Raw genomic sequence first — 16364 nt, 5'->3', positions numbered from 1 at the left:
GATAATTCGAATAAAATTACGATTTGTTAATCGTCCGATAGCATTGTGCCCGCTGGCACAATCGGTTCAATTCATCTCGTAGAGGCACTTTGCCATATCTCGGGCGTCCAATCGATTCAAGCAGGACTACGGACTATCCGGTGGCATGGCGGATTTGAACGTGGAACAGCATGATGCCGACAAGAAGAAAGCTGATGGCGCTCAGCTGTGTGCTCTTCAGAAACTGACCCGTTCCGTCTATTGGGAGTGGGACCGCAATGACCGTCGCTTCCACCTCCCCGGAGGCCACGACACGTCGATATGGTTTCCGCGCCTCGATCCGGAAGGCTGGCCGGACGTCTCGCTGATCGCTCCCCAGCACCGCGAGCATGTCCTCCAAAAGCTTCACGAAATCTGCGCCGGTTCCGCCCCCCAGGAATTCACATTCCAGGCCCGCTCCGATGCGACCGCGCCCTACAAGACGCTCATGCTCCGGACTTCGCCGAAAGCTCCGGGTCACACCGCGGATATCGGCATTGTTCAGGACATTTCAGAAAGCACGGCCCTCTCGGAGAGAGCGCGTCTCGCCGAGACAAAGCTCCTGGACGCGATAGAGTTTCTCGAAGACGGGTTCGTGATCTACGACGCGGACGATCGGCTTGTCGTCTGCAACCGGCGCTACAAGGAGATTTATCCGCTCTCGGCTCATGCCATGGTCCCCGGGGCGACTTTCACCGAAATCCTGAAGGCCGGACTTGCGGCCGGCGAATATGCGGAAGCCGTCGGCCGCGAGGACGAATGGCTTTCGGAGCGGCTCGAACGTCATCGCCTTTCCGAGCTCGAAATCGAGCAGAGACTCGCTGACGGGCGCTGGCTCAGGATTGCCGAGCGGAAGACGGCCGACGGAAGCCATATCGGTCTCCGGATCGACATCACACGCATAAAACAGAGCGCCGAAGACCTTGCCGAGCGTGCCGAATCCATTCGCGCAATTCTGGACACTGTCGTCGATGCAATCGTGACCATCGATGCCGGCGGAACGATCCTGACGTTCAACCCCGCGGCCGAGCGGATGTTCGCAATGACCCGCGATGCCGCTCTCGGAGAGAATGTCGGTATCCTCATGACGGATCAGGATGCCTTCCCTCACGACGGGTTCATCTCCGGCAATCTCGGCGAGCAAGCACCGAATGTCATCGGCAAGGTTCGGGAAATTACGGCCAGGAGGTCCGACGGCGCCGAGTTCCCGGTTGAACTTGCTGTCGGGCAGATGGAGGTCGGAGGAGAGACACGCTTTGTCGGCATCATCCGGGACATATCCGAACGCAAGCAGCTCGACCGGATCAAACGGGAGTTCATCTCGACGGTCAGCCACGAGCTGAAGACTCCCCTCACCTCGATCACCGGCGCGCTGGGACTGCTTCAGGGCGGACTCGCCGGAGACCTGCCGGAGCAGGGACGCGAACTGCTCGAAATCGCCTACAGAAACAGCGAACGCCTTGGTGCGCTGGTCTCGGACATCCTCGACGTCGAAAAAATCGAGGCTGGCCGCATGTCCTACGACATGCGCGAATGCGATATCTCGACACTGATCGGTGACTGCGTCTCCTCACTCAAGACTTATGCATCGAGGTACGACGTCACCATCGAGACGACCGGACTTCCGGAAAATCCCCGCGTCACAGGCGATCCGGACCGGCTCACCCAGGTGATCTCCAATCTGCTCTCGAACGCGGTCAAGTTCTCGCGTCAGGGACAGCAGGTCGAGGTAAGCGCCGACAGGAGTGACGGCTGGATCGTACTCAGGGTGCGCGATTTCGGAGAGGGCATTCCTCCGGACCTGCAGGACAAGATCTTCACACGCTTCTTCCGCGTCGACAGCTCCGATGACCGTCACAGCGGCGGCACGGGCCTCGGCCTCAGCATCTGCAAACCGATCGTCCAGGCTCATGGCGGCACGATCTCGGTGACGAGCGCACCGGGAGAAGGGTCGACATTCGAGGTCCGCCTACCGGCCTAGCGGAGACGGCGCCGATCGTCAGTGAAGATGTTCCCGCGTTTCCGCAGTCTTTGACGTCAGCGCGGACAAACGTTTCATCAGATACTCGACATCGTCGTCCGAAAGACCGAAATCATCCGTCTCAAAGGCCGTCAGAAGCCGTTCGAGTACCTTGAGACTGAAGCGCTCGCGGTCGTTCTCAAGGCCGTCGTAATCGGTATCGCGCATGACATCTAGAGCCTTGCGCAGGACCGGGTAGCTCCGCTTCGGCAGGCCCGTGCGGTCGAACAGCGCCTTCAGGCCGAGCGCGCCCGAATCATCGAACAGTTTCTGGGCGTTGATCAGCGGAACCGACGCGAGCTCCGCCATCGCGGCCTGGGCAAAATCCATATCGCCGAGGCAGGCGGCCCGGAGAACGATGGATTCCGTCAGCCGGCCGTTGCGGTGTAGTTCGGCGACCAGGTCTTCGACCTTCTGCGACGGCGCCCCGTTGGAGACCAGGCTCAGCGTCGCGTTTTCGCGCGCTTCGAGCAGCAGGTCGGTCGCGGTGTTGGCCGGCAAATCGTGATGTTTCACCAGATGTTCGCGCAGCCTGTCAGAGACAATGGACACCAGGCGCTCCGAAATCCCGACCGGCAGCTTCTGACGATGGACCAGACCGTCCTGAATATTCTCATCTTCGCCGAAACGTTCGATCGCCTTCTCGAATCCGCTCTCCGAAATGGAAGCACCTTCGTTCCGGACCAGGGTCTCGACGACCGTCTGGTTGCCCTTGTCGATCAGGGTTTCGGCCAGCGCCTCGGAGACATTGCCCCGCCGCGCGATCGCCGTCTGCTTCATCTCGTCCGCGGCGGAGGCGATCTCGATCAGGTCTTCTTCTCGCAGGACGTCGGAAAATTCCAGCACAGGCATGGCAACGGACTCGACATCCTTTGCCAGCAGAATGGCCACATCGTGAGGCAGATCCTTCGCCGATCGCGCCTCGCGGGCCAGCGCTTCGCGCACCCTGCGCTCCGCATCGCGCGCCATCACCCTGAGGATCTCCTGGGCCATGGGCAGTTCCGTTGCGGAGAAACTGGCGGCCGAAAGCTGACCGGCAACTTTCGCCGCCGTAACCGCACGGTTTTCCGCCGAAGGATCCTTCAGCAGAGCCTGCACGTCCGCGACAGAAAGCGCTCCGCCGGAGCCGCTGCCGCCTTTATCACCAGAACCCACCATGCGCTTCCCCACTTCTCGCCGGAAACCAAGCGAAACAGTGTCCCGCAGCAAGAGTTAACGTTCTCTTATCAACCCGTTTTTCTCTGCGGATACATCTTTGAGTGTAACAGCTTTCACCGAGCTTCGCGCAAGTTCTGAGATGGTGCGGCAAGCATGCCGCACCATCGCCGGTTTTTCGTCGGCCTCAGAGATTGAGCTGATAGCTTGCCGGGACCCAGCGATAGCCGCTTCCCTGAGCTTCCACGAATCCGACCGCCGGGAACGGCATGTGATAGCCCGTCGCCGGAATCCGGTCCGCAGCCACCATATCGAGCACGCGTTTGCGGCTCGCCGCGGCGGCCTCCTTGTCCATATCGAAGCGCACATGCCAGTCGGGCCGCTGCAGCGACGCGACGTAATGGTTGGTCGTATCCGCCCAGGCGAGCAAACGGCGACCTTCGCTTTCGAAGTGATAGGCCATATGTCCCGGTGTGTGGCCGGCGGCGCCAACCGCCTGAATACCCGTGACCACATCGTCGCCCGGTTTCACGAAAGTGGTCTTCTCGGCAAACGGAACGACGTTGCTCTGCACCAGCTTGCCGACGCGGGCGAGATTCCCTTCCGCCATCGCCGGAGGGGACCAGAAATCGTATTCGGCGGCACCGGTGACATAGCGCGCGTTCGGGAAGAGCGGCTGGCCGCCTTCCATCAGACCGCCGATATGGTCCGGATGGAAATGGGTCAGTACAACGACGTCGATCTGCTCCGCGGTGAAGCCGGCCTTCGCGAGCGCGGCCGAGAGCTGGCCCGCGTTCGGCCTGCGCCCGTCCCCGTTGCCGCTATCGAACATGATCACTTCGGACCCGGTATTGACGATCACCGGGGTGAAGGAGATTTCCATGCGGGTCTCGGGCAGGAAATTCTCCTTTGCGAGCGCGGCGACATCCTCCGGCATGACGTTCTCGCCGAAAATCGGATGCGGTCCATCGAGCTGAATGGCGCCGTCCCAGATTGTCGTCACCTCGAACGCGCCGAGCTTGAACCGGTAATGTGTCGGGTGCGCCGCGCCTTGCATCGGAGCCGCCGCCTCGGCGACGGACGCGAGCGTCGACAGGACCGCCGGCGCAGCGAGGGCTCCGGCAGCCCCAAGGACCAGTTCACGCCGGTTCAGTCCATCTTTCTTCAGTGCCATTCTCGGTCCTCCCTCGACCAGAAACAAAAACACGAACGAGATGTAGTCTGACGCGCGCCGACGAAAAGTTCCGGCGCCGGGGCTTTCCGCAATCATCGGCCGGACCGGGCCGGTGAACCGCCCTTGTCCGTTTCCGGACATGGCGTATAAAGAAGTTGGATTCCCGCAGGTTAGCATCCGGCGGAGGAACGAAACGAGCGCATGCGGAGCCTGCTTCAGATGGCATTTTTCCAACACGGATCACGAACAATTCACTATTCGGACCGCCTTTTGGGTGACGGCCCGACCCTCGTGCTCGCCAACTCGCTCGGAACCGATTTCAGAATCTGGGATCCGCTTCTGCCCCTGCTGGACGGGATCGGTCGGATCGTGCGCTACGACAAGCGCGGGCATGGGCTCAGCGACGTCGCGCCGGCGCCCTATTCGATCCGTGACCTCAGCGGCGACCTGAAGGCCGTGACCGAGCATGCGGGCCTGGACCGCTTCATCCTCGGGGGCGTATCCATCGGTGGGATGATCGCGCAGGATTATGCCGCGCAGTTTCCCCAGCAGGTCGATGGGCTGGTCTGCATGGATACCGCGCCGAAGATCGGCGACGCGAAACTCTGGCAGGACCGCATCGAGGCGATCGCGAGGATCGGCCTCGAAGGCATCGCCGACGGTGTGATGGAACGCTGGTTCACCGCCGCCTTTCGCGGCAAATACCCGGAGCGGACCGCCGGCTGGCGCAATCTTCTGACCCGCACCCCGCAGGAAGGCTATGTCGGCTGCTGTGCCGCGATCCGTGACGCCGACCTGACCGAGGCCACCCGCGCACTCGCCATTCCGACGCTCGTCGTATGCGGCGCCGAAGACGGCGCAACGCCGCCCGCCCTTGTCCGCGCAATGGCGGAGAGCATGCCGGACGCGCGCTATGTCGAGATCGCGGAAGCGGGCCATATCCCGAGCCTCGAGCAGCCGCAGGCCCTCGCCGACGCGATGAACGCGTTCTTCAAGGAGAAAGGACTGGTCTGAGCATCACGGCGCCCAGTCCAGAGAGAACAGGCGCCCCTCGGCGTCCAGGTAGGCTACGCTGCCAGCCCCCCAGCGAACGACCGCCGATTCCGGAGCGCTCGGGATCGGCGTCCTGGCAATTTCCCGGATTCCGTCTGGGCCAAAGCCGATCGCGACGAAGTGGCGGTAGCCCCGGTCCGGCAGCAACAGGTCGGGTATGCCATCTCCGTCCACATCCGCCACTTCCGATAGATCCTGAACGGTGGAGCCGCCATGATGATTGGCGAAGCCGCCTGCCCTTTCCTGCTCCCTCAAGCGCCCGCCGCGCCATTCCAGAAAGACCAGCTCGCCGCGGATATGCGGGCGATCCACATAGGCGATCTCGGTAAAGCCGTCGCCGTCGAAATCGGCGATACCGGCAATATTGAGCCAGCGGAACCCTGATCCGATATGGCTCGACGTCGCGAGCCGAACCAGCGCGGGATCGCCGTTAGGGTCGCGGGACATGCCGAACACGGCGATGGCCGCCCCCTCCTCCGCCGAGGCGACGATCGTCACAATTTCCGGCCTGCCATGCGGTTCGTTGTCGAGGTCGACGATCCTCGGCTCGAGATCCTCGAACACCTCGTCGCCGCTCGTCTGGTAGAGCGCGGGTTTACCGTCATCCTCGCGAACGACAAGCGCTAGGGCTTCGACCGGATCGCCAAGCGCGCCGTGGCGGTACTGTTCGGTTTCTTCGGCATACCAGGCCAGAATGCGCCCCGTCCCGTCGCGGCCGATCCGGCCGTCGCGGACCACTGGCGGCAAAAGCGCGACGACAGTCGACGGCCACGCCGTTCCAGGCACCGCTACGAGCGCGCCGCCCTCCCCAAACCGGAAGACGGAGCCATCGACGGTTTTCACCAGAACCTGGCCGTCCGCCGCCACCAGCGAAGTACCCGCCTGCGCGAGTTTCAACTCCCGGACCTCAAGCTCCGCGGCGGAGAGCGGAGCTGACAAAAAGAGCAGCAATGCGGCGCAGGAGGTCAAATATCGATACATCAGGGTCCCATCTCCAAACGGGAGGAAAGCGGCTTCAATATAGGGCTGGACGCCTTGTCCGGGCTGATCGATTCTGAAGCCGAGCTTCATAGCTGCGCGACCGCGGGCAACGCGTCGCATCGGTCCTCCCAAGGAAGGAGCCTGTCATGAGCTTTGTCTTCACGCCTCCCCCTGCCGTTTCCCTTCTGGTCCGGGGCCAGGACGACCGCTTCCCGGTACACCGCGTCTACTGCGTCGGCCGAAACTATGCCGAGCACGCGATCGAGATGGGGCACGACCCGGACAAGGAGCCGCCCTTCTTCTTCCAGAAGAATCCGGACAATCTCGTGGTGCCGGAGCTGAACTTTCCCTATCCGCCGAAATCGAACGACGTGCATCACGAGATCGAGATGGTCGTGGCTCTGCACAAGGGTGGCAGCGATATTCCGGTCGCCGAGGCTATGGACTGCGTCTATGGCTACGCCGTCTCGCTCGACATGACGCGGCGCGATCTTCAGGGCGAGATGAAGAAACTCGGGCGTCCCTGGGAGATCGGCAAGGCCTTCGAGAAATCGGCCCCATGCGGCGAGATCGTTCCGGCAAGAGATATCGGCCACCCGGAGAGCGGCGCGATCTGGCTCAAGGTCAATGGAGAGATACGGCAGGAAGGCGATCTCAACCAGATGATCTGGAAGGTGCCCGAGATGATCTCCTATCTCTCCGGACTGTTCGAACTCGCCCCCGGCGACATCATCATGTCGGGCACCCCGGCCGGGGTCGGCCCGGTGCAGCGCGGCGACGTGCTGCACGGACATATCGACGGCATCGGCGAGCTGGTGGTGAACGTAATCTGAAGTCCCCGGGGTATAATCGAAAAGGGGCGGTCCGACAGGGCCGCCCCTTCGCGTTTGAAGTACATGTCCGAGTCTAGGCTTGGGCTTCTTTGGCCTTCTTCCGCTTCTTCCGGATCACCTGGACCAGCGGCAGGAAGAGCAGAACGATCGCGATGATGGTGATCGGCCCGGCGATCGGGCGGGTGAAGAACACCGTGGCATCGCCGCCCGAGATGATCAGGCTCTGCCGCAGGGCCGGCTCGGCGATCGGACCGAGCACGATCGCCAGCACCGCCGGCGCGAGCGGATAGTCGAGCTTGCGCAGCAGATAGGCACCAAACCCGAAGATCACCATCAGCCAGACATCATGCATGTCCTCCGTCGGCGCATAGCCGCCGACGAGGCAGAGCACGAAGATGATCGGTGCAAGAATGGTGAACGGCATCTTCAACACCCAGAGGAAGACCGGGATGAAGAGAATGTTGATCACCACCGCGAAGAAGTTCGCGGCATAGAGGCTGGCCGTCAGGCCCCAGACGAAGTCGGACTGTTCCACGAACATCAGCGGACCCGGCACCATGCCCCAGATCACCATGCCGCCGAGCAGGATGGCGGTCGTTGGCGAGCCCGGAATGCCGAGTGTCAGCATCGGCAACATCGCACCGGTCGAGGCCGAGTTGTTCGCCGCTTCCGGAGCGATCACGCCGCCGACCTCACCCTTGCCGTATCCTTCCGGGTTCTTCGAGGTCATCTTGGAGATGCCGTAGGCCATCAGCGAACCCGGCGTGGCACCCGCCGCCGGAAGAATTCCGACGAAGAAGCCGAGCAGAGAGCCGATCCAGGCCGGCTTCCACTCTTTGAGAATGTCCTTCATATGCATGAAGGTTCGCTCGACAGAAATCTGCACCTTGGACATCGAGGGATTTCCGCGTGTGGAATCGATGGTCCAGAGCATCTCACCGATACCGTAGACCCCGATCGCCAGCACCAGGAAGTTGATACCGTGGAGGAAGCCCGTGATATCGAAGAAGACCAGTCGCGGCGTGCCGCTGATGATGTCCATTCCAACGGCGCTGAACACCAGACCGATGCAGATCGAAAAAATCGTCTTCGGAATATCGTCGCCGCCGAGACCGACGAAGGTCGCGAAGGCGAGCAACATCAGAGCGAAAATCTCCTGATCGCCGAAATCGAGCGCGACGCTGGCCAGCGCCGGCGCAAACCCGGTGAAGAGAATGATCGAGATCGTGCCTCCGAAGAAAGAGGCGACGGCGGCCGCGATCAGCGCCTTGTCCGCAAGCCCCTTCAGGGCGAGAGGACGTCCGTCGAATGTCGTTGCGACCGCGGTCGACGCCCCGGGTATCCCGAGCATGATCGAGCTGATGGCTCCGCCATACATCGCGCCGTAATAAATCGCAGCGAGGAAGATAATGGCTGAAGTCGGCGGCACCAGGAACGTCAGCGGCAGCAGGATCGCCACTCCGTTGACCGAACCGAGGCCCGGCATCGCGCCGATGAAAAGCCCGACGGTGACACCGACGATGACCAGCCCGAGATTGAGCGGTTCGAAAGCGATCAGGAAGCCGTCGAGAAGATGCTGGATGATTTCCATAAGTCAGTCCCCCCGTCCGGCGCTTAGAGGAAGAGGTCGTAAAGCGGATAGAACAGCGGCTCCAGGTATCCCTTGGGCAGCACGATCCGCATCGCGACATCGAAGAAGAAGAAGATAACGACAGGAGCAACGACCGCGACCGAGGCGGTCAGCCTCCAGGTGTGCCGTCCGAGCACCCGCAGATAGAAAAGCAGGAAGATCGGGACAGACCCGTAAACCCCGACGAAATGCACAAGGGCGACAAGGCCCACGACGCTGCCGCCGACGAGCACGAACATCCGGATCGCATGCGCATCCATGAACTGCTCGACGGAGCGCGACTGAGGCGTGGATCGACGGACCCAGTTCACAATTGTCCAGATATTGCAGATCAGCATGATCCCGGCGAGCCAGAACGGCCAGGCGCCGCCTCCGGGACCTTCGTACTTCACCCAGCCGATGTTGAGCTCGGTGCTCTTCCACATCAGGTAGATGGAAAACACTGCCAATATGACAGCCGTGATCAATTCCGCGCGACGCATCTGCGGCGACCTTCCCGTTCAGTCGTGAAAAGAAAACATAGCGGGATAGCGAGATCCCGAGAACCGCAGCCCCGAAGCGGCAGGCGCCCCGGGGCTGTCGGCACAGGCAATGTTACGAGGCGCCCATCTTGGCCAGCATCGCGCGATGCGTCTCGTTGTTGACCTTCCAGTACTGGCGCAGCCCGTCACCGGTCAGGAAATCACCGTAGAGGCTCTTGCTCGTCCGGTAGTCCTGCCATTCCTTGCTGTCATACACCTTCTTGAAGAGAGCGGTGTAGTAGTCCTGCGCTTCCTGGGACATGCCCGGCGCACCGACGACGCTGCGCTGCATGTAATAGGCGAAGTCGACACCCTTTTCCTTCATGGTCGGCGCGTCCGGGAAAGCCGCGAGACGTTCGTTGGTAAAGGCGACCAGCGGCACGGCGGTGCCGGCCTTGTAGAAGCCTTCGATCTCGGACGGGTTGTTGACCGAGGAATTGATGTGCTTGCCCGCGACCTGCTTCGCAACGGTACCGCCGCCCTTGTACGGCACATACTTCATCTTCAGGCCGAAATTGGCATTCAGGAAGTCGGTGATGAGCTGGTCTTCCTGCAGCTTTCCTGTGCCGCCCATGACCCACTTGTCACCGACGCTCTTCACATGATCGACCCACTGGTCGAACGAGGTGAGGCCGGAATCCTTGTGGACCCAAAGCAGGAAGGTGTCTTCCGCCATCCGCGCGATCGGCGCGAACTTGAGGGAGTCGACACCGAGACCCGGCTGACGCATCGGAGTGGTGTAGAAGCTGTTCAGGGTCACCATGATGGTGTGATCCTGATCCTTCGCATTCTGGACATGGACCAAGGCTTCGGCGCCCGAGCCGCCCGGTTTGTTGATTGGGATCAGCGGCTTGGATGCCATGTTATGCTTTTCGACAATGGTCTGCATCAGGCGCGCCATCTTGTCGGCGCCTCCGCCCTTGCCGGCCATAATAATAAAATCGACCGGCTTTACGGGTTCGAACGCCTGAGCCGGCGCGACCGCACCGAAACCAACGCCAGCAAGAACCGCCAGCCCCAAAAGACTCCGTCTTGAGAAATTCATGAAACACCTCCCAGTGTGGTTTCACGGGTACTATATTTTGTTATTGTTACCCGTCGCCAGATAGTAGTCCCACTTTTTGTTTGCGGGGACCAACAACTTTTCATGGCATAGAAATGGTATACCAACGCCTCGTATCTTGTATACCAGTTTCTCGGCTAAGCCCGGCTTCTCCCTTCCCCACTCTTTATAGCAACCGATTCCGGCTGGATTTTTTGCTCTTGCGGCCGCCGTTTTCCGGCTCTCGACAGGCTGTCCTCGCGAGACTATGGTATACAAGATGCCACGGCAATTGACGCCGACGGACCGGGATCGGAGAAAGACACAAATGAAAAATGGTTTTTCGATTTTTTGGCGAACACGCCGATCATAGCCACGTCGTTTCGATGCCGCGGCGAGGAGCCCGCGACTGAAGTCAGTCGCACTCGATCCGACGCTTACAAGCGAATTGATGGCGTGAACGGACGAAGCCTGTTCCAACCCCGCAGATAGCGTTTCAGCCGAACGCTATTGGGAGAGTGCCCTAGGTGCCGCAAGAGCGTCAGGGATGCTGAGGAAGCAACAAGAAGGCCCGACAGGAATGAATGAGATCAAGAGCGGTCAGAAGATCCACCCCGGATCCGGTCGCCGCAAGGCACCGACTTTCAACAAAGGCCGCGTGCTGGACGGAACGGATCTGGAAAAGGTCCGGGCATTACTCGGCGATCGCCCCCGACGCCGCGACCTGCTGATTGAGCATCTGCATCTGATCCAGGACAGCGAGGGCTGCCTGCCGGCCGGCATGCTGCATGCCCTCGCCGCCGAAATGCGGATCCCGATGGCCGAAATCTTCGAGGTGGCCTCGTTCTATGCCCATTTCGACATCGTGCGGGACGGTGAGGCACGCCCTGCTCCGGTCACGATCCGTGTCTGCGAGTCCCTGAGTTGCGCCCTTGCCGGCGCGGAACGCTTGATCTCCGAGCTGGAAGGCCATGCGGGCTCAGACATTCGCGTGTTGCGCGCGCCCTGCATGGGCCGCTGCGACCTCGCTCCCGCGGCGGAAGTCGGGCATCGACATGTCGATCACTGCACCTCGGATGGCGTTCTCAAGGTTGCGAGAAGCGGGCATCTGCATCCGGATATGCCCGAATACACCGACTTCTCCACTTATCGCGCGACCGGTGGCTACAAGGTTCTCGAGGCCTGCACCGCCGGAAGGCGCAGCGTCGAAAGCGTCATCGAAACACTTTCCGACGGTGGCCTGCGCGGCCTCGGCGGCGCGGGCTTCCCGACAGGTCGTAAATGGAGCTTCGTGCGGGCCGAGACCGGTCCCCGCCTCATGGCCGTGAATGGCGACGAGGGCGAACCCGGCACCTTCAAGGACCGGCTCTATCTCGAGAGCAATCCGCACCAGTTCCTCGAAGGCATGCTGATCGGCGCCTGGGCCGTCGAGGCGGAGGAAGTTTACATCTATCTTCGCGACGAATATCCGGCGGCCCGCGAGATCCTGCTGAAGGAAATCGCCGCGGTTGAAGCCGCGGGGCTCGCGAAGCACACGAAGATCAATCTTCGCCGCGGCGCCGGGGCGTATATCTGCGGCGAGGAGTCGGCGATGATCGAGTCCATCGAAGGCAAGCGCGGCCTACCGCGACACCGCCCGCCCTTCGTCTCGGTTCGAGGCCTCTTCGACCGCCCGACCCTTGTGAACAATGTCGAGACCCTCTACTGGATCCCGGAAATCCTGAAGAACGGCGCCGAGTGGTTCGCCAGCCAGGGCAAGAACGGCTGTAAGGGCCTGCGCAGCTATTCCGTCTCCGGCCGGGTGAACAATCCAGGTGTTAAGCTTGTCGCTGCTGGAACCACCGCGCGCGAGCTGATCGAAGATCATTGCGGCGGCATGGCCGACGGACACAGCTTCAAGGGTTACCTTCCCGGCGGTCCGTCCGGCGGCATTCTGCCCGCCGACATGGCCGACATCCCGCTCGATTTCGGCCAGCTCGAGAAACACGGCTCGTTCGTCGGCTCACACGCCGTCGTCATATTGTCCGACAAGGACGACATGAAGGACGTCGCCCTCAACCTGCTGAAATTCTTCGAGGACGAGAGCTGCGGCCAGTGCACGCCGTGCCGCAACGGCACGGAAAAGGCGGTGAAGCTGATGAGTCAGCCGAGCTGGGACACGGATCTTTTGACCGAACTCAGCCAGGTGATGGCCGACGCCTCGATCTGCGGCCTCGGCCAGGCCGCGCCGAACCCGATCAAATCGGTAATGAAATATTTCCCGGGAGACCTGAAATGAGCGAGCGCATCTCTTTCGAGTTGAACGGCGAGACCGTCGAAGCCAATCCGGGTGAAACCATCTGGCAGGTCGCGGACCGTCTCGGGACCGAGATCCCGCATCTCTGCTGGCAGCCGGAAAAGGATTATCGGGCGGATGGCAATTGCCGCGCCTGCATGGTCGAGATCGAGGGCGAAAGGACCCTCGCCGCCTCCTGCATCCGCACGCCGAGCGCGGGCATGAAGGTTCATACTGCAAGCGAGCGGGCGAAGAAGTCGCGCGAGATGGTGTTCGAGCTGCTGATCGCGGACCAGCCGGAGCGCGAGACCAGCCACGATCCGGACTCGAAGTTCTGGAACTGGGTCGACGCGATGCAGATCAGCGACGCCAGCCGCTTTCCGGCCGGCCGGAAGCCTCTCGCCGACAGCAGCCATTCCGCGATCGCGGTCAATCTGGATGCCTGCATCAACTGCAATCTCTGCGTCCGCGCCTGCCGCGAAGTGCAGGTCAACGACGTGATCGGAATGGCCTATCGCGGCAACGGCTCCAAGATCGTCTTCGATTTCGACGAGGGCATGGGCGAGTCCACCTGCGTCGCCTGCGGCGAATGCGTCCAGGCCTGCCCGACCGGCGCCCTGATGGAAGCCAACCTGCTCGACAAGACCGGCAAGCGCACGGAATACGCCGACCGCGTGGTCGACACGCTCTGCCCCTATTGCGGCGTCGGCTGCCAGACCCGGGTCCATGTGAAGGACGACAGGATCCTTCATATCGACGGCCGCGACGGTCCGGCCAACGTCAACCGGCTCTGCGTCAAGGGGCGCTTCGGCTTCGACTACATCCATCACCCGGACCGGCTTACCGTTCCCCTCATCCGGCGTGACGACGCGCCGAAGGCCGGCACCCAGCAGATCGGCCGCGGGGAGGTCTCGAAATATTTCCGCGAGGCGACCTGGGAGGAAGCTCTCGACCGCGCGGCGTCGGGCCTGAAGAAAGTCTTCGACCGGGACGGCGGCGGCGCGCTTGCAGGATTCGGCTCGGCGAAATGCTCGAACGAGGAGGCCTACCTCTTCCAGAAATTCATCCGCCAAGGATTCGGCACCAACAATGTCGACCATTGCACCCGGCTCTGCCACGCCTCCTCCGTCGCGGCGCTGATGGAAGGTCTCAATTCCGGCGCGGTGACGGCGCCCTTCACGGCGGCCGAGCAGAGCGACTGCATCATCGTCATCGGCGCCCGTCCGGCGGAGAATCACCCGGTCGCCGCCACCTTCCTGAAAAATGCGGCGAAGCGAGGCAAGGAACTGATCGTCATGGATCCGCGCGGGCAGAATAACGGCCTCTCGCGCCATGCCACCCGCGTGCTGCAATTCAAGCCGGGCTCCGACGTCGCCCTGCTGAACGGCATGCTGCACACCATCGTCGAGGAAGAGCTCTACGACCGGCAATATGTCGCGGCCAATACCGAGGGCTTCGAGGCGCTGAAATCCAGCATCAAGGATTTCTCACCGGAGAAGATGGCGGAGATCTGCGGCATCCCGGCGGAAACCGTCCGTTCCGTCGCACGTCTGTACGCGACCTCGACCGCCTCGCTGATCTTCTGGGGCATGGGCGTCTCGCAACATATCCACGGCACCGACAATGCGCGCTGCCTGATCGCGCTGGCGCTCACCACGGGCCAGATCGGCCGCCCGGGCGCGGGACTGCATCCGCTGCGCGGCCAGAACAACGTCCAGGGCGCGTCCGACGCCGGCCTGATCCCGATGGTCTTCCCCGACTACAAGTCCGTCGAGGACGCGGATGTCCGCTCCCACTACGAGGAGTTCTGGGGAACCCAGCTCGATCCGAAGAAGGGTCTCACCGTCGTCGAGATCATCGACGCGATTCTCGCAGACGAGATCAAGGCGATGTACATCCTCGGCGAGAACCCGGCGATGTCGGACCCGGACCAGAACCACGCCCGCGAGGCGCTCGCCAAACTGGAGCATCTGGTGGTCCAGGATATCTTCCTGACCGAGACAGCCTGGCATGCCGATGTCGTGCTGCCGGCCTCGGCGCATGCGGAAAAATGGGGCACCTTCACCAACACCAACCGGCAGGTCCAGATCGCCCGCCCGGTGGTTCCCGCCCCCGGCCAGGCCCGTCAGGATTGGGAGCTTGTGCAGGAGCTCGCCAAACGTATCGGTCTCGACTGGAACTACGGCCACCCCTCTGACGTCTTCGCCGAGATGACCGAAGTCATGCCGTCGCTGAAGAACATCACCTGGCAACGGCTTGAACGCGAGGAAGCCGTCACCTACCCGTGCGACGCACCGGACAAGCCGGGGAACGCGATCATCTTCGGCGACCGTTTCCCAACCGCTTCCGGCCGGGCCAAGATCGTGCCCGCCCAGGTGACGCCGCCCGCCGAGCTGCCGGATGCGGACTATCCGATGGTTCTGACCACCGGCCGCCTGCTGGAACACTGGCACACCGGAAGCATGACGCGCCGCTCCTCGACCCTCGACATGCTTGAGCCGGAAGCGATCGCCGGTCTCAATCGATGGGACATGAAAAGGCTCGGCGTTTCCGCCGGCGATTATGTCCGCGTCTCGACCCGCCGCGGCGAGGTTACGCTCAAGGCGCGGCAGGACGTCGATGTGCCCGAGGGGATGATCTTCATCCCGTTCTGTTTCGCCGAGGCGGCCGCCAACCTGCTCACCAACCCGCAGCTTGATCCGATGGGCAAGATCCCGGAGTTCAAGTTCTGCGCAGCGAAGATCGAACCGATTTCGGAAAAAGTCGAAGCCGCCGAGTGAACAGGCGGTAAGGGGAGGAAAAAATGGCAATCAAGGATCTGGCCGTCGCATTCAACGGCGGTGAAAGCTCGCGTGCTGCCCTGCGTCTCGCGGTGCGGATGGCGGGAAAATATGGCGCCACTATCACGGGACTGCATGTCAGCCCGCCGATGAAACTGGACAGCCTGACCCGCCAGTGGATCCCGGAAAGCACGCTCGAATCCCTCAAGAAAGCGGAAGCCGACAATGTCGCCGGTATCGAGGCCAAGTTCCGCGAGGACCTGAAAGCGCTCGGTTATACGAACAACGGCGACTGGTGCTCGGAGAAGGGAGAACCGACACGCGTTCTCGCCAAGGCCTCGCGCTATTTCGATATCCTTCTGACCGGCCAGGTCGACGGCGGCAACGGAACCGCCGACATGTTCCGGCCAGAGGACGTGGTGCTGCTCTCCGGCAAACCGGTGATCATCGTGCCGACGGTCTACAAGGACCGCGCCTTCAACGAGTTCGCCGTCGTCGCCTGGGACGGCAGCCGCCCGGCGGCCCGCGCCCTGACAGACGCGATGCAGATACTCGAAACCAAGAAACGCCTGGACCTCGTGACAGTCGTGCCGGACGACACGCCGCCGGATTGCGGCCACGATATCCTGCGGCATTTGCGACGGCACGGCATCGATGCGCGCCAGGTCGTATTGCGCGAGGACGGCGGGATCGGCAAGACCATCCTCGCCCATTGCGCCAAGACAGACCCGGATATCATGGTCATGGGCGCCTACAGCCGCACCCGGATCCGGGAGGACATATTCGGCGGCACGACGCGAGATGTGCTCGAAAACATGACCGTCCCGGTGCTTATGGCGCACTGAGCCTGCGGCCAAGCGTCACGAAAGAGTCAAATTGGGC

General features: G+C 62.1%; 12 protein-coding genes. 6 read left to right on the top strand and 6 right to left on the bottom strand.

Going from position 1 to position 16364, the window contains the following annotated elements; genetic code table 11:
- The first annotated feature begins 145 nt into the window (after positions 1-145).
- Positions 146-1999, top strand: a complete 1854-nt coding sequence (locus tag IG122_RS02910) for an ATP-binding protein (RefSeq protein ID WP_193180223.1) — start codon at positions 146-148, stop codon at positions 1997-1999.
- 18 nt (positions 2000-2017) lie between these two features.
- Here IG122_RS02910 and IG122_RS02905 read toward each other — a convergent pair whose 3' ends face one another.
- The gene (locus IG122_RS02905; protein WP_193180222.1) at positions 2018-3196 is read right to left on the bottom strand and encodes a DUF2336 domain-containing protein; all 1179 of its coding nucleotides are present in this window, start codon (positions 3194-3196) and stop codon (positions 2018-2020) included.
- A gap of 184 nt (positions 3197-3380) precedes the next feature.
- The gene (locus tag IG122_RS02900) at positions 3381-4367 is read right to left on the bottom strand and encodes an MBL fold metallo-hydrolase (RefSeq protein ID WP_193180221.1); all 987 of its coding nucleotides are present in this window, start codon (positions 4365-4367) and stop codon (positions 3381-3383) included.
- Positions 4368-4586: 219 nt separating this feature from the next.
- On the opposite strand from IG122_RS02900, the gene pcaD reads away from it, so the two are divergent.
- Complete coding sequence (gene pcaD / locus IG122_RS02895) at positions 4587-5381, top strand: 3-oxoadipate enol-lactonase (RefSeq protein ID WP_193180220.1); 795 nt, start codon at positions 4587-4589, stop codon at positions 5379-5381.
- A gap of 3 nt (positions 5382-5384) precedes the next feature.
- Here pcaD and IG122_RS02890 read toward each other — a convergent pair whose 3' ends face one another.
- Positions 5385-6491 carry an FG-GAP repeat domain-containing protein gene (locus IG122_RS02890; protein ID WP_193180218.1) on the bottom strand — a complete coding sequence of 369 codons (1107 nt, stop codon included), beginning with the start codon at positions 6489-6491 and terminating at the stop codon, positions 5385-5387.
- 56 nt (positions 6492-6547) lie between these two features.
- Between IG122_RS02890 and IG122_RS02885 the strand changes: the two genes are divergently transcribed.
- Positions 6548-7234, top strand: coding sequence for a fumarylacetoacetate hydrolase family protein (locus tag IG122_RS02885; RefSeq protein ID WP_193180216.1), 687 nt, complete (start codon positions 6548-6550; stop codon positions 7232-7234).
- A 73-nt stretch (positions 7235-7307) separates the two neighbouring features.
- Here the strand turns inward: IG122_RS02885 and IG122_RS02880 are convergent, their stop codons facing one another.
- The 3 genes from IG122_RS02880 to IG122_RS02870 all read right to left on the bottom strand — a co-directional run bounded on the left by IG122_RS02880 (position 7308) and on the right by IG122_RS02870 (position 10430).
- Complete coding sequence (locus IG122_RS02880) at positions 7308-8825, bottom strand: tripartite tricarboxylate transporter permease (RefSeq protein WP_193180214.1); 1518 nt, start codon at positions 8823-8825, stop codon at positions 7308-7310.
- Between the two features lie 23 nt (positions 8826-8848).
- Entirely contained in the window at positions 8849-9346 is a 498-nt protein-coding gene (locus IG122_RS02875) for a tripartite tricarboxylate transporter TctB family protein (protein WP_193180212.1), read from the bottom strand.
- A gap of 112 nt (positions 9347-9458) precedes the next feature.
- Positions 9459-10430 (bottom strand): Bug family tripartite tricarboxylate transporter substrate binding protein, encoded by a 972-nt coding sequence (locus IG122_RS02870; protein WP_193180211.1) that lies wholly within the window; start codon positions 10428-10430, stop codon positions 9459-9461.
- Positions 10431-11007: 577 nt separating this feature from the next.
- On the opposite strand from IG122_RS02870, the gene IG122_RS02865 reads away from it, so the two are divergent.
- The 3 genes from IG122_RS02865 to IG122_RS02855 are packed head-to-tail and all read left to right on the top strand — an operon-like array spanning position 11008 to position 16327.
- Positions 11008-12705: an NAD(P)H-dependent oxidoreductase subunit E gene (locus IG122_RS02865; RefSeq protein WP_193180210.1), complete on the top strand. Its 1698-nt coding sequence runs from the start codon at positions 11008-11010 to the stop codon at positions 12703-12705.
- Positions 12702-15482: a formate dehydrogenase subunit alpha gene (fdhF, locus tag IG122_RS02860; protein ID WP_193180209.1), complete on the top strand. Its 2781-nt coding sequence runs from the start codon at positions 12702-12704 to the stop codon at positions 15480-15482. The genes IG122_RS02865 and fdhF overlap by 4 nt, the downstream gene beginning before the upstream one ends.
- A 23-nt stretch (positions 15483-15505) precedes the next feature.
- Entirely contained in the window at positions 15506-16327 is an 822-nt protein-coding gene (locus tag IG122_RS02855) for a universal stress protein (protein WP_193180208.1), read from the top strand.
- Positions 16328-16364: the final 37 nt, after the last annotated feature.

Source organism: Nisaea sediminum (genome assembly GCF_014904705.1).
In the GTDB taxonomy this organism is placed as follows: domain Bacteria; phylum Pseudomonadota; class Alphaproteobacteria; order Thalassobaculales; family Thalassobaculaceae; genus Nisaea; species Nisaea sediminum.
The sequence above is the reverse complement of the archived record's forward strand: the minus strand, read 5'-3'. Positions and strand labels throughout refer to the sequence as shown.